Origin of the sequence: Aeromonas sp. s13 (genome assembly GCF_040907905.1) — a bacterium.
Classification (GTDB): Bacteria; Pseudomonadota; Gammaproteobacteria; order Enterobacterales; family Aeromonadaceae; genus Aeromonas; species Aeromonas veronii.
In genome coordinates this window covers 1-17704 of the sequence record NZ_JBFOCS010000056.1, presented here as the reverse complement: position 1 = coordinate 17704, position 17704 = coordinate 1, and the positions used below count along the sequence as shown (strand labels likewise).

18 protein-coding genes and 1 pseudogene are annotated in these 17704 nt (G+C 61.3%); 15 read left to right on the top strand and 4 right to left on the bottom strand.

What is annotated here, in order from left to right; all coding sequences use genetic code 11:
* Positions 1 to 7: 7 nt before the first annotated feature.
* The 3 genes from AB5Y82_RS10110 to pspF all read right to left on the bottom strand — a co-directional run bounded on the left by AB5Y82_RS10110 (position 8) and on the right by pspF (position 3702).
* Positions 8 to 967, bottom strand: a complete 960-nt coding sequence (locus AB5Y82_RS10110) for an ABC transporter permease subunit (RefSeq protein ID WP_129503868.1) — start codon at positions 965 to 967, stop codon at positions 8 to 10.
* Positions 968 to 969: 2 nt separating this feature from the next.
* Positions 970 to 2565, bottom strand: coding sequence for an ABC transporter substrate-binding protein SapA (gene sapA, locus AB5Y82_RS10105; protein WP_162632559.1), 1596 nt, complete (start codon positions 2563 to 2565; stop codon positions 970 to 972).
* A 108-nt stretch (positions 2566 to 2673) separates the two neighbouring features.
* Entirely contained in the window at positions 2674 to 3702 is a 1029-nt protein-coding gene (gene pspF / locus AB5Y82_RS10100) for a phage shock protein operon transcriptional activator (protein ID WP_005346257.1), read from the bottom strand.
* Between the two features lie 196 nt (positions 3703 to 3898).
* Between pspF and pspA the strand changes: the two genes are divergently transcribed.
* From pspA to AB5Y82_RS10040, 12 genes and pseudogenes are all read left to right on the top strand, one after another.
* Complete coding sequence (gene pspA, locus AB5Y82_RS10095; RefSeq protein WP_005361184.1) at positions 3899 to 4585, top strand: phage shock protein PspA; 687 nt, start codon at positions 3899 to 3901, stop codon at positions 4583 to 4585.
* A gap of 3 nt (positions 4586 to 4588) precedes the next feature.
* A complete protein-coding gene (pspB, locus tag AB5Y82_RS10090; protein ID WP_005333672.1) occupies positions 4589 to 4825 on the top strand; it encodes an envelope stress response membrane protein PspB in 237 nt (78 codons plus the stop codon).
* Positions 4822 to 5226 carry an envelope stress response membrane protein PspC gene (pspC, locus tag AB5Y82_RS10085; protein ID WP_005333670.1) on the top strand — a complete coding sequence of 135 codons (405 nt, stop codon included), beginning with the start codon at positions 4822 to 4824 and terminating at the stop codon, positions 5224 to 5226. The genes pspB and pspC overlap by 4 nt, the downstream gene beginning before the upstream one ends.
* A gap of 101 nt (positions 5227 to 5327) precedes the next feature.
* Positions 5328 to 6734 carry a YcjX family protein gene (locus AB5Y82_RS10080; RefSeq protein ID WP_162632553.1) on the top strand — a complete coding sequence of 469 codons (1407 nt, stop codon included), beginning with the start codon at positions 5328 to 5330 and terminating at the stop codon, positions 6732 to 6734.
* A 53-nt stretch (positions 6735 to 6787) separates the two neighbouring features.
* A complete protein-coding gene (locus AB5Y82_RS10075) occupies positions 6788 to 7819 on the top strand; it encodes a YcjF family protein (protein WP_368173929.1) in 1032 nt (343 codons plus the stop codon).
* A gap of 157 nt (positions 7820 to 7976) precedes the next feature.
* Positions 7977 to 8771 carry a phenylalanine 4-monooxygenase gene (gene phhA, locus AB5Y82_RS10070; RefSeq protein WP_111900609.1) on the top strand — a complete coding sequence of 265 codons (795 nt, stop codon included), beginning with the start codon at positions 7977 to 7979 and terminating at the stop codon, positions 8769 to 8771.
* A 63-nt stretch (positions 8772 to 8834) separates the two neighbouring features.
* Positions 8835 to 9173 carry a 4a-hydroxytetrahydrobiopterin dehydratase gene (locus AB5Y82_RS10065; protein WP_111900610.1) on the top strand — a complete coding sequence of 113 codons (339 nt, stop codon included), beginning with the start codon at positions 8835 to 8837 and terminating at the stop codon, positions 9171 to 9173.
* A gap of 33 nt (positions 9174 to 9206) precedes the next feature.
* A pseudogene (locus tag AB5Y82_RS10060) lies at positions 9207 to 9323 on the top strand (4a-hydroxytetrahydrobiopterin dehydratase); the annotation flags it as partial.
* Positions 9324 to 9471: 148 nt separating this feature from the next.
* The gene (gene tyrR / locus AB5Y82_RS10055; RefSeq protein WP_005333656.1) at positions 9472 to 11019 is read left to right on the top strand and encodes a transcriptional regulator TyrR; all 1548 of its coding nucleotides are present in this window, start codon (positions 9472 to 9474) and stop codon (positions 11017 to 11019) included.
* Positions 11020 to 11208: 189 nt separating this feature from the next.
* Positions 11209 to 11766 (top strand): YfiR family protein, encoded by a 558-nt coding sequence (locus tag AB5Y82_RS10050; RefSeq protein WP_005333646.1) that lies wholly within the window; start codon positions 11209 to 11211, stop codon positions 11764 to 11766.
* Positions 11763 to 12992, top strand: coding sequence for a diguanylate cyclase (locus tag AB5Y82_RS10045; protein WP_159143878.1), 1230 nt, complete (start codon positions 11763 to 11765; stop codon positions 12990 to 12992). The genes AB5Y82_RS10050 and AB5Y82_RS10045 overlap by 4 nt, the downstream gene beginning before the upstream one ends.
* 35 nt (positions 12993 to 13027) lie before the next feature.
* Entirely contained in the window at positions 13028 to 13516 is a 489-nt protein-coding gene (locus tag AB5Y82_RS10040) for an OmpA family protein (RefSeq protein ID WP_159143877.1), read from the top strand.
* Positions 13517 to 13611: 95 nt separating this feature from the next.
* On the opposite strand, the gene AB5Y82_RS10035 is transcribed toward AB5Y82_RS10040, so the two are convergent.
* A complete protein-coding gene (locus tag AB5Y82_RS10035) occupies positions 13612 to 14349 on the bottom strand; it encodes a TerC family protein (RefSeq protein ID WP_159143876.1) in 738 nt (245 codons plus the stop codon).
* 120 nt (positions 14350 to 14469) lie between these two features.
* Here AB5Y82_RS10035 and AB5Y82_RS10030 point away from each other — a divergent pair, with 120 nt between their 5' ends.
* The 3 genes from AB5Y82_RS10030 to AB5Y82_RS10020 all read left to right on the top strand — a co-directional run.
* A complete protein-coding gene (locus tag AB5Y82_RS10030) occupies positions 14470 to 15585 on the top strand; it encodes an ATP-NAD kinase family protein (RefSeq protein ID WP_159143875.1) in 1116 nt (371 codons plus the stop codon).
* 99 nt (positions 15586 to 15684) lie between these two features.
* Entirely contained in the window at positions 15685 to 15963 is a 279-nt protein-coding gene (locus tag AB5Y82_RS10025) for a YfcL family protein (RefSeq protein WP_139740389.1), read from the top strand.
* 98 nt (positions 15964 to 16061) lie between these two features.
* The coding region (locus AB5Y82_RS10020) for an AMP-binding protein (protein WP_368173928.1) at positions 16062 to 17704 on the top strand (1643 nt) is incomplete at its 3' end.

Below are 17704 nucleotides of genomic sequence, written 5' to 3'. Positions count from 1 at the left end.
AGCGCGTTCAATCTTGTTTGGCATACAACTCTTTGCGCCGTGCCGGATAGATAAGGGTGGTCAGCAACTCGGTGCTGACGCTGGTCAGGATCACGAAACTGGCCACTACCAGGGTTGCACCGCGGATGGCGGCGTAATCCTGCAGGGCGATGCTGCTGATGAGCCAGCGGCCGATCCCGTGCCACTCGAACACCACCTCGGTGATCATGGCGGAGGTGAGTACGCTACCCAGTTGCAGACCCAGCAGCGGCAGTACCGGCGGCAGGGCGTTCTTCAGACCATGGCGCCAGACGATCTGCGCCTTGGAAAGGCCCCGGCTCGCCGCCGCCTTGATGTAGTTCTGCTTCATCACGTCGATGAGGGAACTGCGCACATGGCGGATCACCTCGGTAGTGGGCACCACCGCCAGCACCAGTGACGGAAGGATCAGGTGACGCAGGGCATCGTGCAGCGCCGCTTGCCGCCAGGGCTCGTTGCTGAGCAGCACATCGAGCACCGCGATGCCGGTAATGGGGGGCACGTCGTAGAGCAGGCTGATCTGGCCCGATGCCGGCAACCAGCCGAGATCCAGCGAAAAGAGCATCACTACCAGCAGTGCCAGCCAGAACACCGGCACCGCATAGCCGATAAGACCGGCAGTCATGATGGAGAGATCCAGCGTCTTGCCCTGTGACAGGGCCGCCAGGGTGCCGAGGGGAATGCCCACCAGCAGCGAGATGGCGAACGCCGCCAGACAGAGGATCAGGGTCGCCGGGAAGTAGTGGCGGATCTCGTCCAGCACCGGCAGCCCGGAGACGCTGGAGAGCCCCAGGTCACCTGCGAAAATGCGGCGCAGGAAGTCGGGATAGCCGCTCCAGAAGCTGAGCTGATGGCCGATCAGCCGATAGTCCAGCAGGTAGGCGACAAAGGTCAGCGCCAGTAGAGTGATAAGCAGCAGGTTGATGCGGCGCAAGGTGTATAGAAGCATGCTTACTCCCTGTGAGCCTGGTTGAAGGAGGTGCCGCCAAAGGGCATCAGCGTCAGCCCCTCGATGTCGCTGCGGCTGACCTGGGTACGCAAGGCGTGCGCCAGCGGGATCAGCGGCAGCTGTTCGTTAAGCAGGGTCTGGGCATAGTAGTAGTTACGCAGCCGGAACGAGAGCTGGGGTGTGGTGACCGCATCATCCAGCAGCTGGTCGAAGGCCGGGCTGCACCAGCGGCTGTAGTTGTTGCCGCGCTCCACTGCCGAGCAGCTCAGCAGCTGGCGGAAGAAGTTGTCCGGGTCGGCGTTGTCGGCAATCCAGCCGGAGAGCAAGCTGTCGTACTGCCCCTTGGTGAGGCGCCCTTCGATCACCGGCCACTCCCGTTGCACGATCTTGAGCTTGATCCCGACCTTGGCCAGATCGCTGCGGATCAGCTGGGCAGTCTTGACCGCATCCGGGTTGTAGGGGCGGGCGTCCGGTTGTACCAGCACCTGCATCTCGAACCCTTTCTCCAGCCCCGCCTCCTTGAGCAGCTGGCGCGCCCGTTTCAGATCGGGCTTGCGCTCGGGCAGGCTGGGGTTGTACCCCCATGAGAGGGTCGGCAGCAGGCTGTTGGCGGGCAGGCCGGTATCGAAATAGACCGCCTGAAGCAGGTTGTCGATATTGATGGCGCTGGCAATGGCCTGACGCACCTTGACGTTGTTGAACGGCGGCTTGCGGGTATTGAGGGCCAAAAAGGCGACGTTCATCCCCGACTGGACTGAGAGGCTCAGCGCCGGATTTTGCTTGATCACCGAGAGCTGGCTAGCGGAAGGGGTGCTCATTACGTCGCACTCGCCGGTCAGCAGCTTGGCCAGCCGTTTGGCGGATTTGGGGGTGATGTCGTAGACCAGCTGTTCAATCTTGGCATCGCCGCCCCAATAGCCAGGGTGGCGCAGATAGCGGATGAACTCGTTGTGGCGATACTCCTTGAAGCTGAACGGCCCGGTGCCGATGGGGCGGCTATCGAGCAGGGCTGGCGTGCCCGCCTGCAACATCTGCTCGGCGTATTCGGCGGAGAGGATCACCGCATAGTCGCTGGCCAGAGTGGCGAGGAAGGAGGCGTTCGGCTGGTTCAGCTCGAATACCACCGTCTGCGGCCCCTTCTTGCTCACCCGCTTGATCAGCAGATCTTGCCCTAGGCTGTAGAAGTAGGGGTAATCGCCGCCGGAGACATTGTGGTAGGGGTGCTGCTCGTCAAGCTGGCGGGCATAGGTAAAGACCACGTCATCGGCATTGAAAGTGCGGGTGGGCTTGAACCAGGGGGTATGGTGAAAAGTCACCCCCTTGCGCAGGGTCAGGGTATAGGTGAGGCCATCCTCGCTGACATGCCAGTTGGTGGCGAGCGCCGGCTCCAGCGCCAGGGTGTTGGGGTTCACCTCCAGCAGGCGGTCGTAGAGCGGACGGGCACTGGCATCCAGTGTCACCCCGGAGTTGGAAACATGGGGATTGAAGGAGAGGGGGGATCCCTCAGCACAATAGATGAGTCCGGTTTTGGAGGCCTCGGATTGCTTCTGGCAGCCGGTGACCAGCACCAGCAGACCCAGCAGCAAGGGTGTGAGCATTCTCATTGTTGAACCATGTTCTTATAGGGGTTTTGTACGCACGTTTTGATACAAATGTGCCAGCGCGAAGGCTGGCGTGTTGCTGGAGTCGGCATCAACCGCGCTCCTTCACTCTTGTTCTGCATCGTTATCGCCATCCAGCAGCTGATATTTGCGTAGCATGCCACGGAACTGGTGATAGCTTAAGGCCAGCAGTTGAGCGGCTTTGCGCTGATTATACTGGGATTGCTGCATCGCTTGCTTGAGTAAATTAATCTCGTACTCCGCCACCGCCTGCTTGAGATCGAGCGGCAAGGCGAGGGGGGATGCAGATTGTACCTCGCTTCGGTCCTCTTGCGCAGGTTGCGTGACCTGTGGTCGCCAGGGGGAATCAAACGGGTTGAGCACCAGGGTCGAGAGCGGCAACTGGGGATTGCCCTGACGATAGATACTGCGCTCCACCACGTTCTTCAGCTCCCGCACGTTGCCCGGCCAGTGGTAATCCAGCAGCAGCTGGGTCGCCTTGCGCGAGAAACCGGCAAACAGCGGATAACCCAGCTCCCGGGTCATGCTGTGGGCGAAGTGCTCCGCCAGCATCAGGATATCTTCCCGCCGCTCCCGCAAGGGGGGGAGGGTGATCACATCAAACGCGAGCCGATCGAGCAGATCGTGGCGAAACTGCCCCTTGTCGGCCAGCGCAGGGAGATCCTCGTTGGTGGCGCAGACCAGCCGCACATCCACCTTGAGGGGCTTGGCCCCACCCACCCGCTCGAACTCGCCATACTCGATGACCCGCAGCAACTTCTCCTGCACCCGGGCGCTGGTGGTGGCCAGCTCGTCGAGGAAGAGGGTGCCGCCATCGGCCCGCTCGAAGCGGCCTTGGTGGCGCTTGGCTGCGCCGGTAAACGATCCCGCTTCGTGACCGAACAGCTCGGTCTCCAGCAGGCTCTCGCTCAGGGTGGCGCAGTTGATGGTGACAAAGCTTTGATCCCAGCGCGCCGAGAGATAATGTAGGCGGTGGGCGATCAGCTCCTTGCCCGTCCCCCGCTCACCGATGATCAGCACGGGTTTGCGCAGCGGGGCGAGCCGTGAGGCCTGCTCAATGATCTCGAGAAATGCGTTGGATTCCCCCAGCAGGCTTTCCGTGGCCGTGGTCATAGTGATCCCTGTCAGTTGTAAAAGCTGGTCAATCTTACCAAAAGTTGGTGATTTTAATCATCACTTGCGCGAGGCATCTTGCAATCCGGCTATTCTGCCCCATATAAATCAACAAGTTAAATTTTGTTCCAGATTGGCACACAAGTTGCCATTGTCAATGGAGAAACAACGCCATGCCAATAACAGGAGTGCAATCATGAGTATTTTTTCCCGTCTGGCCGACATCATCAATTCCAACCTGACGGCCCTGCTCGACAAGGCAGAAGATCCCCAGAAGATGGTGCGCCTGATCATCCAGGAGATGGAGGACGAGCTGGTCAAGGAGCGTTCCAATCTGGCTCGCTTCCTCGCCAGCCAGAAAGAGATTGGCCGTCAGGTCGCCCGTCATCAGGAGCGGGTCGACGAGTGGCAAGCCAAGGCCGAGCTGGCCCTTACCAAGGGACGTGAAGATCTGGCCCGCGCCGCCCTTATCGAAAAGAAGAAACAGACCGAGTTGTCAGAGACCCTCTACCGCGAGCAGCAGGCGGTCGACAGCGGCATCGAGAAGCTGGGTGAAGAGATCCGCCAGCTCGAAGCCAAGCTGGAAGATGCCCGCGCCCGTCAAAAGGCGATGGCCATTCGCACCGAAGCGGCCAGCAGCCGTCTCAATGTGCAGAGCCAGGTAGCCCGTGGCGAGAGCCAGGCGGTGGTGAGCAAGTTTGAGCGGATGGAGCGTCGCATCGACGAAATGGAAGCGCGCGCCGATCTGGGACAGTCCGACAAGGCGCTGGCGCAGCAGTTTGCCGAGCTGGAAGTGGACGATCAGATAAGCCGCGAGTTGGAAGCCATGCGCCAGAAGCTGGGTCAGGGCGACAGCAAAAGCGAAGGCAAACAGGGGGAGTAACAGATGGAAGATCTGCTGGGCGTATTGATGGTTCCCATGGTGGTCTTCATGGTGGTGGTGGCTCCCATCTGGCTGGTGCTGCACTATCGTGCCAAGGGGCGGATTGGCGCCGGTCTTGCCGATAGCGAGCGGGAACAGCTGCAAGGGCTGCTGGCTCGCACCGAGAAGATGCAGGAGCGAGTGGGCGCGCTGGAGTCGATTCTGGATGCGGAAGTACCCGGTTGGAGGAACAAGGTATGAGCAGTGTCAGTCGTGAAGGGCGTAACCTCTATCGCGATCCCCAGCGTGGCAAGATAGCCGGGATCTGTGCCGGTTTGGCTGAGTATTTCGGGGTGGAGACCTGGATCGTGCGGCTGCTCGCCATCAGTGGCCTTATCTTCGCCGGTTTCATCACCTTCACCGCCTATATCGCCGCCTGGTTCCTGCTCGACAAAAAGCCGGTCACCCTCTATTCGCAAGAGGATGCTGACTTTGCCGAGGTGCGGATGAAAGCGCGCAGCTGGCAGGCGGGGATCACCCCTCATCAGGCGCTGGGCCGCATCGCGCAGGAACTTGACGCGCTGGAGCCCAGAGTTCAGCGGATCGAGAAGCTGGTAACCTCCAGGGAGTTCACCCTGCAGCGGGAATTTCGCAAGCTGTAGTGCTTGCTGAAGCCCCCATGTCGATGGCGGCGCCTCCCGTGATGCGCCACCATCGACACCAGCTATCCAGATGCAACCACCAAGGGAGAACGGGTCAAGCCTTGATACTCAATAAACTGGAACAGAAGTTGACTCGCCTGCAACACAAGGCGAACGACGTGGTGAACCGGGTGCGGGATCGCCATATTCGGCTGGCGGTGACCGGCCTCTCTCGCAGCGGTAAAACCGCCTTTATCACGGCGCTGGTCAACCAGCTGGAACACGCGGCCATCGACGGCCGTTTGCCGTTGTGGGATGCCCTGCGTCAGGGGCGCATCCTCGGTGCCCGCCGGGTGCCGCAGCTCAATGCCCACATCCCCACCTTTGCCTACGAGCGTGGCCTCGACTCCCTGTTTGGCGATCCACCTGCCTGGCCCGAGCCCACCCGCGGCGTGGCCGAAGTGCGCCTCGAAATCCGCTATCGCACCCGTCACCCCCTGCGCAAGCATCTGGGGGAGATCTCCACCCTCTACGTGGATCTGGTGGACTACCCCGGGGAGTGGCTGCTCGACTTGCCGCTCCTTGAGATGAGCTACGAGCAGTGGAGCGAACAGGTGCGCGAGCAACTGCGCCGCCCAGAGCTGCAGGCTCTTGCCGCCAGCTGGCTGACACCCGGGTGGCAGGCCGATCAGCGCTTCGAAGAGCGGCCGGTGGCTGAGCTGGCCGAGCGCTACACCGCCTACCTGCACGCCTGCAAACAGGAGCTGGGATTGCACCTTATTCAACCCGGCCGTTTCGTGTTGCCGGGGGAGTATGCCGGTGCCCCCATGCTGCAATTTGTCCCCTGGGTGTGGGAGATGCCTGTCGGCGAGCCCGCCGATGGCACTCTTTACGCCACTCTCAAGCAGCGCTTCGAGCAGTACAAGCAGCATCTGGTGCAGGGTTTTTATGAGCAGCACTTTGCCGGCTTTGATCGCCAGATCGTGCTGGTGGATTGCCTGCAGCCGCTTAACGCCGGGGCGGCCAGCTTTGGCGACATGCAGCAGGCCATCGCCCGCATCATGGAGAGCTTTGCCTACGGCAAAAGCAACTGGTGGCGGCGGCTCTTTTCGCCCCGTATCGACAAGCTGCTGTTTGTGGCGAGCAAGGCCGATCACGTCACCCCCGAACAGCATGCGCCCATGGTCTCCCTGCTGCAGCATCTGGTACGCAGCGGTCGCGGTCAGGCTCGTTTTGAGGGGATCACCACCGAGTGTCTGGCGCTCGCCGCCATCAAGGCGACGGAAGTTGGCAAGGGGGTGGCCAATGGCCGCGAGTTCCCGGCCATCCGTGGCACCAGCCTGAGCGGTGAGCCGCTGCTGCTGTTCCCGGGGGAGGTGCCGCCCCATATTCCGCCTGAGCAGTGGTGGAACAGTCAGGGTTTTGATTTTCAGGCGTTTCGCCCCATGCCCATGAGCCCCCATCAGGTGCTGCCCCATATCCGGCTCGATGCAGCGCTGGAGTTTCTGCTCGGGGATCACCTCGAATAACGGTGTGCGGTCTTGGCACCTGAGCCGAAGGCTGCGCACAGGAGAACAATGCGATGAACGATCAGATAAAAGAGCGGCCACCGCTGCAGGGCAAGGTGATCCTTGAGCCAGCCTTGACGGTGGCCAGTGACGAGCGACCGCCCGCACCGGCCCAGCGGCTGGAGGAGGCTAGTTTCGAGCGCCTCGACGAGCTGGACGAGTTCACCGAGGTGGAGAGCGCCCTCGTCATCAAACCGCGTCGCCGTCATCGACTACTGGCGTGGGGGCTGGGGGCGGTCGGTCTGCTCTCCTTGGGCCAGTATTGCGCCTTTCTTTACGATCAGTTTCTCACCACTCTGCTCTGGGGCAGCGCCTGGCTGGCAGCCTCGGCGCTGGTCGCTGCGGGGACCGCCAGCGTGGTGGGGCGCGAGTGGCTGCGGCTGCGCACCCTCAAGCGGCGTCAGGATGTGCGCTCGCGAGCAGAAGATCTGCTTGCTCATCAGGGAGTCGGGCAGGGGCAGGCCTTTTGCGAAGGGTTGGCGGTCAAAAGTGGCGACAAGGGGCGCGAGGGGTATCAAACCTGGCTGGCCCAGCTCGATGAGAGCCACAGCGATCGGGAGGTGCTGACCCTCTATAGCCAGCTGGTACTCGGCGAGCGTGACAAGCTGGCCCAGGCGCGGGTGGCCAAATGGTCGGGGGAGGCCGCTGTTTTGGTGGCGCTCAGCCCGCTCGCCACCGTCGACATGATGCTGATGTTGTGGCGCAACCTGCGGATGATCGAGGATATCGCCGATGTCTATGCCATCGAACTTGGCTACTGGAGCCGCATACGCCTCATCCGTCAGGTGTTTCGCAACATGCTCTACGCCGGTGCCACCGAGCTGGTGACCGAGGTGGGGATGGATCTGCTGGGCGCCGAATTTGCCGCCAAGCTCTCTGCCCGCGCGGCGCAAGGGGTGGGGGCCGGTCTGCTCACCGCCCGCCTTGGCCTGCGCACCATAGAGGCGTGCCGTCCGCTGCCCTGGTGTGCGGACGAGAAACCGAAACTCGGCGAGCTGCGCAAGCGGCTGATCGGCCAGCTGGCGGGGTATCTCAATCAGCCTTGATGGCTGCTGGAGATTAATAGCGGTTGTCACAATTTATTTACAACTGTTTCCGGCAGCCGGCTCATGGGTCGGCTGCTTTTTTTGTTGCCACTTCGTTACAGTGAAACCGTGATGAAACGGCAAGGCGCCTGATGTGGCGCCAGAGGATGGAACCGCTATGGCAACCTTTTACACCGCCCACCAGCCGGATGCTGACGGGGTGATCCACTACAGCAACGAGGAGCATGGTACCTGGCAGGTCCTGATCGAACGTCAGTTCGCCGCTCTCGATGGCAAGGGGTGTGACGAGTATCTGGCCGGTCTCGACAGACTGGGGCTGCCCCGTGAGCGCATCCCCCAGCTGGCCGAGATCAACGCCGTCTTGCAGCCTGCGACCGGCTGGTCGGTGGCGGCGGTGCCTGCGCTTATCTCGTTCGATAGCTTCTTCGCCCTGCTGGCCAACCGCCAGTTTCCGGTAGCGACCTTTATCCGGCGCCGGGACGAGCTCGACTACCTGCAAGAGCCCGATATCTTTCACGAGATCTTTGGCCACTGCGCCATGCTGACTAATCCGGCCTTTGCCCACTTCACCCACCTATACGGTCAGTTGGGGCAGCAGGCGAGCAAGGAGCAGCGGGTTTTTCTGGCGCGGCTCTACTGGTTCACCGTAGAGTTTGGCCTGCTGGCCACGCCTGACGGGCTGCGTATCTACGGTGGCGGCATTCTCTCCTCCATCGGCGAGACCGCCTATGCCCTCTGTGGCAAACCGCTGCTGCAACCCTTCGATCTACTGACTGTGCTGCGCACCCCGTATCGCATCGACATCATGCAGCCCACCTATTTTGTGCTGCCGAGTCTCGATCATCTCTACCAGCTGACCGGTGAGCAGATCATGGCTGCTCTGGCGGAGGCCAGTCGGCTTGGCCTCTATCCGCCGCGTTTTGAGGTTCCCGCTGGCAAACAGGCGAGCTGACCAAAAGCAAACAACCCTATTTCATTTTCATTAATTTTTCATTAATTCAAGCAGGAGTAACCCATGTCCAAACTGGCCAGCCAGCAGTGTGAAGCGTGCCGCGCCGATGCCCCCAAGGTGAGCGATGAGGAGCTGCGCGAGCTGATGCAGCTTATCCCCGACTGGCAGCCGCTGGTGGAGGAGGGGGCGCTGCAACTGCGGCGGGAATTTACATTTCGCAACTTCAAGGAGGCGCTGGCCTTTACCAACCGCTTGGGGGAGCTGGCGGAGGCGGAGTTCCACCATCCCGCCATCCTGACCGAGTGGGGTAAGGTGACCGTCAGCTGGTGGACTCACAAGATCGGCGGATTACACCGCAACGACTTCATCATGGCTGCGCGTACAGACCAATTGCCCAGATAATCTGAGAACAGGTTGAGGCGGAGTATCCCCCTTCCTGCATTTCTGACCGAATGGGGGAAGGTGACCGTCAGCTGGTGGATGCATAAGATCGGCGGTTTGCATCGTAACGACTTCATCATGGCGGCGCGCACCGATCAGTTGCTCCGGTAATCGCGCCCCACACCAGCGTCATCGGTTGACCCGGGCCTGCCTGCGAAAGCGGGGCAGGCCCGCATTTTTATGGGCTGGCGCTCGCACTGGGGGGATCGAGACTGTATTATCCGCTCATTCATAGAGTTAGCTAGGAAGTGTGTCCCGAATGCGTCTTGAAGTCAGCTGTGAAGACCGCCTGGGCCTGACCCGGGAACTGCTCGACCGCCTGGTGGAGCACAATATCGATCTGCGCGGCATCGAAATCGATACCTCAGGCATCATCTATCTCAACTTTCCCGAGCTGGAGTTCAGTGATTTTCAGCACCTGATGCCGGAGATCCGCCGCATTCCCGGCGTCTACGACGTCAAGACCATCCCTTACATGCCTTCCGAGCGAGAGCATCACGAGATCGAGGCGCTGCTCAAGGCGCTGCCGGATCTGGTCTTCTCCCTCGACAGCAAGGGCAAGGTGACCCAGGCCAACCAGTCTGCCCTCACCACCCTCGGCTTGCCGGTGGAGGAGGTACGCGGCGTGGCGCTCGGTTCGCTGGTCAAGGGCTTCTCCTTCACCCGCTGGCTGGAGGCGAGCGAGATCAAGCCGCAGACCTGCAAGCTCAGTTTCAATGGCGAAGAGTATCTGGCAGATCTGATGCCGCTGTTCGTGGCAGAAGCCCGCGGCAAGCAGGCGCTGGCTGGGGCCGTGGTGGTGCTCAAATCTGCCCGTCGGGTCGGCCTGCACTTCAGTGCGCTCCATGCGGTGGAAGTGGGGGGCTTCGAGCATCTGCAGGCCGAGAGTCCCAAGATGAAAGAGGTGCTGTCGCAAGCGCGTAAACTGGCGATGCAGGACGCGCCGCTGCTGATCGTCGGCGAGACCGGCACCGGCAAGGAGCTGCTGGCCCGTGCCTGTCACGGGGCCAGCCTGCGCTCCAGCCACCCCTTTATGGCCCTCAACTGCGCCGCCATGCCCGATAACGTGGCCGAGAGCGAGCTGTTTGGTTATGCCCCCGGCGCCTTTGGCAACAACACCGAGGGCAAGCGCGGCGTGCTGGAGCTGGCGAGCGGCGGCACCCTGATGCTGGACGAGATTGGCGACATGTCTCCCCATCTGCAGACCAAGTTTTTGCGGGTGTTGCAGGATGGGGTATTCCGCCGGGTCGGTGACGAGCAGGAGGTGAAGGTCAACGTGCGTTTCATCTGCACCACCCAGAAGCAGTTGCTGGATCTGGTGCACGAAGGAACCTTCCGCGAGGATCTCTACTATCGCCTCAACGTGCTCAGTCTGGCGCTGCCACCCCTGCGCGAGCGCAAGGCAGACATCATGGTGCTGGCCCAGCAGTTTGTCTCCCGCTTTGCCAGCGAATTGCAGCGACCCCGTCCGCGCTTTACCCGCAACATGGCCGACTACCTGACCGCCTATCGCTGGCCGGGCAACGTGCGCCAGCTGCGCAACTGTCTCTACCGCGCGATGACCCTGCTGGAAGGGGATGAACTGGGGCCCGAGCAGATCGACCTGCCGGTGGCGGCCGATACCATGCCGCTGATTGACGAGTGGTTTGAGGGGAATCTCGACGATGCGGTGAAGCGCTTCGAGAGCCAGCTGCTGGCCCGGCTCTATCCCGCCTTCCCGTCGACGCGCCAGCTGGCCAAACGCCTGGGCGTGTCGCATACCGCCATCGCCAACAAGCTGCGGGAATACGGCATCAGCAAGAAGTGATTTCCACCTTGCTGCCTGCCACCAGAGAGCCCGTTACCAGACGGGCTCTCCGTTTTCTTTACATGAACTCGGTAGATGATGGCGGGGTGAGACTTGTCAGGCCTGTGTCAGCCAACTTACTATCTGGGTTCATCTACCCGAACCGCAATGCCATAGCAGCGGTATTGTCAAGGCGACCACCTCCCGATCATGCTGTTACTCTTTTCCCCTCGTTTAACTGCCCGTCTGGCGCTCCTGTTGGTTGCGTTTGGCCTGCTGTTGCCCCGCGCGCTGGCGGAAACGGCCGCAGAGAGCCGGGCGACGGCGGTCAGGGAGCTGGTGCTCGATATCATGAGTTACACCCGCTGGCCCACCGAGCCTGCGGTGCTGCGTATGTGCGTGGCGGCACCGACCGAATATGCCGGCGCCCTCTTTACCATCGATCGTCAAGCCAATGGCCGTACCGTGCAGGTCCATCGTTACGAGGCGAGCGATCCGGCCATCAGCGATCACTGCGATGTGCTCTATCTGGGGGTACTCGACGAGCCGACCCGGATTGCGCTGTTTGCCCGCCTGCAGGGACACCCAGTGCTCAGCATCAGCGAATACAACCACGACTGCTCCACCAGCTCGGTGTTCTGCCTGCAGACCTCGCCGGACAGCGTGCGGGTGCGGTTTAAAGTGAACCTCGATGCTCTGGCCCTGAGCGGCGTGCGGGTGCATCCCGCCGTGCTCAAGCTGGCCCATGCCGACAAGGGGGTCCCATGAGACGACAGGTGAGCGCGGCTCCCCGCCGTCTGACCCTGCGTCAGAGCCTGGGGCGAACCCATCTGGTGGCCGCCATCACAGCCGTCAGCGTGGCGGGACTCTTTTTTACACTGGTGGCCCTGCTGGTAGTGCGTTTTTACGCCGACCACAATCTGGAGCTGGTCGCCCGCGCCATCAGCTACAGCGCCGAGGCGGCGGTGGTGTTCCACGATGAGGAGGCGGCGAGCGAGGCGCTCAGTGGCATCGTTGCCAAGGAAGAGGTGGCTGAAGCCACTATCGTGCTGATCAATGGCCAGCAGCTCGCCAGTTGGGAGCGCCCCAGAAGCAACCCGCTGGTGACGCTCGAAGACTATCTGGCCCAACTGCTGATGCCGGGGCCTGTCAAACTCCCCATGCTGCGGGGTGGCGAGCAGATCGCCACCATCGAGCTGCGCGGCCACGGTGAATATCTGTTGCTGTTTTTGCTCTCGGCGCTGCTGGTGATGGTGGTCTGTCTGATGCTGAGCGCCATGGTGGCACTCTATGTGGCCGACCGGATGCAGGTCTCCATCACCGCACCGCTGCGTAAACTGGCACTTGTCGCCCACTCGGTACGCCGACAGCGCACCTTGGGGATGCGGGCGCCACCGGCCGATATCGTCGAGATTAACGAGTTGGGGGATGACTTCAACTCCCTGCTGGACGAGCTGCAAGCCTGGCAGGCCCAGCAGGCCCGCGAAAATGCCAGCCTGCTCCATCAGGCGACTCACGATGCCCTCACCGGACTGCCCAATCGCGCCCTGTTTGAAGCGCGGCTCGCGCAGGCCATCTCCCTCGGCGAGCAAGAGGGGTTTGCGCTGCTCTATCTCGACTGCGATCGTTTCAAGCAAATTAATGACACGCTGGGGCACAACGCTGGTGACGATGTGCTGATCGCGCTCTCAAGACGGGTGCAGCATCAGCTGCGTCCGGATGATCTGGTTTTTCGCCTCGGTGGTGACGAGTTTGCGGTGCTGGTTGGTCCACTCCAGCGACAGCATGAGGTGGAAGAGGTGATTGGCCGCATCCAGCAGGCGATGAGCGAACCGGTGGCGCTGCGTGACGGTCGTCAGCTGGTGGCCGAGGTGAGTGTCGGCTTTGCCGTCTATCAGGCGGGCATGAGTGCCAGCGTGCTGTGTGATCAGGCTGATGCAGCCATGTATCTGGCGAAACGGGCGCGCCGCAGCGAACAGCAAACCATCGCCTGACTGGCAAGAATAACAACATAAACAAGGAGCAAACCATGAAGATCACCCACCTGTTGAAAGTGACCCTGCTGGGGTTGATGTTGTCGCTGCTGGCCGGTTGCCAGAGCGCGCCCAAAGGGTTGACCCCGGAGCAAATCGCCGTGCTCAAGGAGCAGGGCTTTTATCTGACCGATGAGGGGTGGACGCTGGATCTGGCCAACCGGGTGCTGTTTGCCAACAACGTGGGGGCGCTCAATCCCCAGACTCGTCAATCCGTTGAAAAACTGGGTAAAACACTGCTTGGCGTAGGGTTGGACAAGGCGCGGGTGGATGGGCACACCGATAATACCGGCGAGAGCAGCTACAACCAGCAACTCTCCCTGATGCGGGCCCAGTCGGTGGCCGATGTGCTGGTCTCGGTCGGCATGAAGCCAGCCAATCTGGAGATCCATGGCCGTGGCGAGACCATGCCGCTGGCGGATAACAAGACCAGAGAGGGCCGGGCCGCCAACCGCCGGGTTGCCATCGTCATCAGCGATCAATAACCCTTTCATCGTTTCGTTACCCATAAAAAAAGAGCGCCCGATCGGCGCTCTTTTTGATCGCGACAGCTGGGGTCGCGGGGGCATGTGGGGCAGGGTTACTGCGCGCTATTCCGCCCGTTATTGTCGTGATGGCTGCGCAGGCGGATGTTGATCATCTCCACCACCAGCGAGAAGGCCATGGCGAAGTAGATGTAGCCCTTCGGAATATGCAGATCCATCCCCTCGGCCATCAGGGCGAAGCCCACCAGGGTGAGGAAGGAGAGGGCCAGCATCTTGATGGTGGGGTGGGCATCGACAAAATCACCGATGGATTTGGCGGCAAACATCATGATGAAGACGGCGATCATGATGGCCAGCACCATCACCGGCACGTGATCGGCCATGCCGACTGCGGTGATCACCGAGTCGAGGCTGAACACGATATCGAGGATGGCGATCTGGATCAGGGTGCTGATAAAGCCCGAGGCCGTTTTGCTGACGCTCTCCGGCTCGGCCGCCCCTTCCAGGGTGACGTGGATCTCGTGGGCACTCTTGCCGATGAGGAACAGGCCCCCCAGCAGCAGGATCAGATCGCGGCCGGAGATGGCTTCACCCAGCACGGTGAAGAGCGGATCGGTGAGGCGCATCACCCAGGCCAGCGAGAGCAGCAGCAGGATCCGGGTACCCATGGCGAGCCCCAGACCCAGAATGCGCGCTTTTTGACGCTGCGCCTCCGGCAGGCGACCCACCAGGATGGAGATAAAGATGATGTTGTCGATGCCCAGCACGATCTCGAGCAGGGTAAGGGTGGCGAGTGCGACCCAGGCAGAGGGATCAAGAACCCATTCCAGCATGATTGAACCTTGGTTGAAAATTGGTTGGAAAATTGAAGCAGCGCATTCTAGCAGGGGCGCCACTGCTTGTCCCAGAGGGGGGAAAAGATAAAAATGGTGGCCATCGCAAGGGAGGCTGGCATGTTTCGATTAGGGTTCATTATTAATCCGGTCGCCGGGATTGGCGGCGCAGTGGGGCTCAAGGGCAGTGACGGTGTGGTTGCCGAGGCGCTGGCCCGTGGCGCTGTGCCCAAGGCGCAGGAGCGGGCGCGGCAAGCCTTGTTGCCACTGTGCGAGCTGAGCGTCCCGTTTGAACTGCTGACGGTAGCGGGAGAGATGGGGGAGGCGGTGGCCCGCGAGCTGGGGTTGCCCTGTCGGGTCATCTATCAACCGGCTGGGGAGAGCTCCTCGGCCGATGATACCCGCCACGCCGCCGGGCTGATGCGCGAAGCCGGGGTCGATCTGCTGCTGTTTGCCGGTGGCGATGGCACGGCGCGGGATATCTGCGCCGCGGTGGGGGAGTCCTGCCATGTGCTCGGCATTCCGGCGGGGTGCAAGATCCACTCCGGCGTCTACGGGGTGACCCCCGCCGCCAGCGGGCGGGTGGTGGCGCGGATGATCGCAGGGGAACTGCTCAGCCTGATCGATGCCGAGGTGCGCGACATCGACGAGGAGGCGTTTCGCGCGGGCAAGGTGCGGGCCCGCCACTACGGCCAGCTGAAGGTGCCCGGCGATCTGCGTTACGTACAGGCGGTAAAACAGGGGGGCAAGGAGTCCGAAGAGCTGGTGCTGGCGGATCTCGCCGCCGGTGTGGTGGAGCAGATGGAGCCCGATACCCTCTATCTGATGGGCTCCGGCAGCACGGTGGCAGCCTGTATGGCAGAGCTCGGTCTGGAAAATACTTTGCTCGGTGTGGATCTGGTGGAAAATGGCCGACTTATCGGGCAGGATCTCAGCGCCGCCGAGATCCTGACCCGGATCCGCGGCCGTCGCTGCCGACTGATCATTACCCTGATAGGCGGACAGGGACATCTGTTCGGGCGCGGAAATCAGCAATTGAGTCCTGAGGTGATTCGGTGTGTCGGGCTGGACAATATCCAGGTGCTGGCAACCAAAGCCAAGCTTGCCGCCCTTGCGGGCAGGCCGCTGCTGGTGGACACCGATGATCCGCAATTAAACCGGGCGTTGCGTGGTTATCTGCGAATAACCACGGGATACAAGGATCAGGTCATCTACCCGGTGGCCAACCCGGAATAGGACGCCAAGGACGCTGCTGGCCTGGCGCCAGAGAGCTGCAATCAACCGGATTGCGGTTCCATACCCCCGAATTTTTTGCCGCAAATGAGGCTGCGTTACATGACGATTCACGATTTTGAGCACAAGTTGTTGGGACTGATCGACAGCATGGTTGCTACCGCGACCGACGATGAGCTGTTTGCGGGGGGTTACCTGCGAGGTCATATCTCATTGGCCGTTGCCCGGGCCGAGCTGGAAGGCAAGACCCTGGTGCGGGACGTCAAGAGCTATGTGCTGCGCAGCCTCAACGAGGCGATCTTGCAAGGTGAGCTATCTGAAGAGGATGAAAAACTGGTGCAGGCGATGTGGATTCGTTTGCAACAAGACGCAGAAGCTTGATCGGATACACAATTCAAACTGAAGTTTGAGTTTATCCTTCCCCTGAAGTTAGTGAAAGGTTAATAATAAGTTTCGCCTTTTGTTTCAGGGATTAAACTATGGCCTCCTCCTCACGCATTGCCAATAAACTGCCGCTCGAGATGCTCTATCACTGGGAGCGGCAGTGTCCTGATCGAACCTACCTGCGTCAAACGATCAACCGCGAATATGTCGATTTCACCTGGGGTGAAGTGGCCGATGAAGCGCGGCGGATGGTGACGGCCTTGCGTCACCTCGGTCTGATGGCCGGTGACAAGGTGGCGCTGCTCTCCAAGAACTGCGCCCAGTGGTTTATCGCCGATCTGGCGATGCAGATGGGGCAGTATGTGAGCGTGCCCATCTACCCGACAGCCAACGTCGACACCATCGAATATGTGCTGCGCCACAGCGAAGCCAAGGCGATCTTCGTCGGCAAGCTGGATGACTGGAAGAGTCAGGAGGCTGGCGTACCCGCCGATCTGCTGCGTATCGCCTTCCCCTATGACACCATGCCGGCCAGCCACCAGTGGGACGATCTGCTGGAGGCGCACGAGCCGATCCCTGACAGCCCGGTGCAGGCCCCTGACTCCCTGCTGAGTCTGGTCTACACCTCCGGCAGTACCGGCAAGCCGAAAGGGGCCATGTTGAGCGTCGAGCGTTACGCCTGGTCGTGCGAGAAGCTGGTGGAGACGGTGAGCCTGAGCCAGGCCGATCGGGGTTTCTCCTATCTTCCGCTGGCCCACATTACCGAGCGGGTCTACATCTACGGCGGAAGTCTCTATGGCGGCGCTACCATCGCGTTCCCTGAATCCCTCGACACCTTTATCGAAGATGTCAAACGCTGCCGTCCCACCGTCTTTATCTCGGTGCCACGGCTGTGGGCCATGTTCCGCATCAAGATCCACGAGAAGCTGCCCCAGAACAAACTGGCGTTGCTGCTCAAGATCCCGCTTATCTCCGGCCTTATCAAACGCAAGCTGCAAAAGGGGTTGGGACTGGATCAGGCCCGGGTACTCGGCTGCGGCTCCGCGCCTGTCTCCCCTGCGCTGCTTGAGTGGTATCTGAGCATTGGCCTCAAGGTGACGGAAGCCTGGGGCATGACCGAGAACCACGCCTACTCCACCATCAACTACCCGTTCCGCGCCGACAAGATCGGCACCGTCGGCAAGGCGGGGATCGGAGTGACCATCAAGATCTCCGATGAGGGGGAGATCCTTTGCCGCTGCGAAGGGATGATGCTGGGTTACTACAAGGATCCCGAGCACAGCGCCGAGGCCATCGATGCCGAGGGGTGGCTCCACACCGGCGACATGGGCAAGCTGGACAAGGAGGGTTATCTCACCATCACCGGCCGGATGAAGGATGTGTTCAAGACCGCCAAGGGCAAGTATGTGGCGCCGGTGCCCATCGAGGGGCGGCTGGGTCAGGAGCCCATCATCGAACAGCTCTGCGTGATTGGTTACGGTATGCCGCAGCCCATTGCGCTGGTGCAACTGGCCGAGAGCGCCATGAAGGGCAATCGGGAGGAGGTCAACGCCAGACTGGAAGCGGCGCGGGTACGGGTCAACGATCAGCTGGAATCTCATGCCAAAATTCGCGGCATTCTGGTGGTGAAAACCCCCTGGAATATCGAGAACGGCGTGCTGACTCCCACCATGAAGATCAAGCGTCACCTGCTGGAGCAAAAGTACGCCCAGGTCGGGGATCGCTGGCCCTCATCCCA

What these genes read in the sequence shown, in the direction of transcription:
- AB5Y82_RS10110 (WP_129503868.1), bottom strand. Translation starts at nt 967, where the DNA reads ATGCTTCTATACACCTTGCGCCGCATCAACCTGCTGCTTATCACTCTA.
- sapA (WP_162632559.1), bottom strand. Translation starts at nt 2,565, where the DNA reads ATGCTCACACCCTTGCTGCTGGGTCTGCTGGTGCTGGTCACCGGCTGC.
- pspF (WP_005346257.1), bottom strand. Translation starts at nt 3,702, where the DNA reads ATGACCACGGCCACGGAAAGCCTGCTGGGGGAATCCAACGCATTTCTC.
- pspA (WP_005361184.1), top strand. Translation starts at nt 3,899, where the DNA reads ATGAGTATTTTTTCCCGTCTGGCCGACATCATCAATTCCAACCTGACG.
- pspB (WP_005333672.1), top strand. Translation starts at nt 4,589, where the DNA reads ATGGAAGATCTGCTGGGCGTATTGATGGTTCCCATGGTGGTCTTCATG.
- pspC (WP_005333670.1), top strand. Translation starts at nt 4,822, where the DNA reads ATGAGCAGTGTCAGTCGTGAAGGGCGTAACCTCTATCGCGATCCCCAG.
- AB5Y82_RS10075 (WP_368173929.1), top strand. Translation starts at nt 6,788, where the DNA reads ATGAACGATCAGATAAAAGAGCGGCCACCGCTGCAGGGCAAGGTGATC.
- phhA (WP_111900609.1), top strand. Translation starts at nt 7,977, where the DNA reads ATGGCAACCTTTTACACCGCCCACCAGCCGGATGCTGACGGGGTGATC.
- AB5Y82_RS10065 (WP_111900610.1), top strand. Translation starts at nt 8,835, where the DNA reads ATGTCCAAACTGGCCAGCCAGCAGTGTGAAGCGTGCCGCGCCGATGCC.
- tyrR (WP_005333656.1), top strand. Translation starts at nt 9,472, where the DNA reads ATGCGTCTTGAAGTCAGCTGTGAAGACCGCCTGGGCCTGACCCGGGAA.
- AB5Y82_RS10050 (WP_005333646.1), top strand. Translation starts at nt 11,209, where the DNA reads ATGCTGTTACTCTTTTCCCCTCGTTTAACTGCCCGTCTGGCGCTCCTG.
- AB5Y82_RS10045 (WP_159143878.1), top strand. Translation starts at nt 11,763, where the DNA reads ATGAGACGACAGGTGAGCGCGGCTCCCCGCCGTCTGACCCTGCGTCAG.
- AB5Y82_RS10040 (WP_159143877.1), top strand. Translation starts at nt 13,028, where the DNA reads ATGAAGATCACCCACCTGTTGAAAGTGACCCTGCTGGGGTTGATGTTG.
- AB5Y82_RS10035 (WP_159143876.1), bottom strand. Translation starts at nt 14,349, where the DNA reads ATGCTGGAATGGGTTCTTGATCCCTCTGCCTGGGTCGCACTCGCCACC.
- AB5Y82_RS10030 (WP_159143875.1), top strand. Translation starts at nt 14,470, where the DNA reads ATGTTTCGATTAGGGTTCATTATTAATCCGGTCGCCGGGATTGGCGGC.
- AB5Y82_RS10025 (WP_139740389.1), top strand. Translation starts at nt 15,685, where the DNA reads ATGACGATTCACGATTTTGAGCACAAGTTGTTGGGACTGATCGACAGC.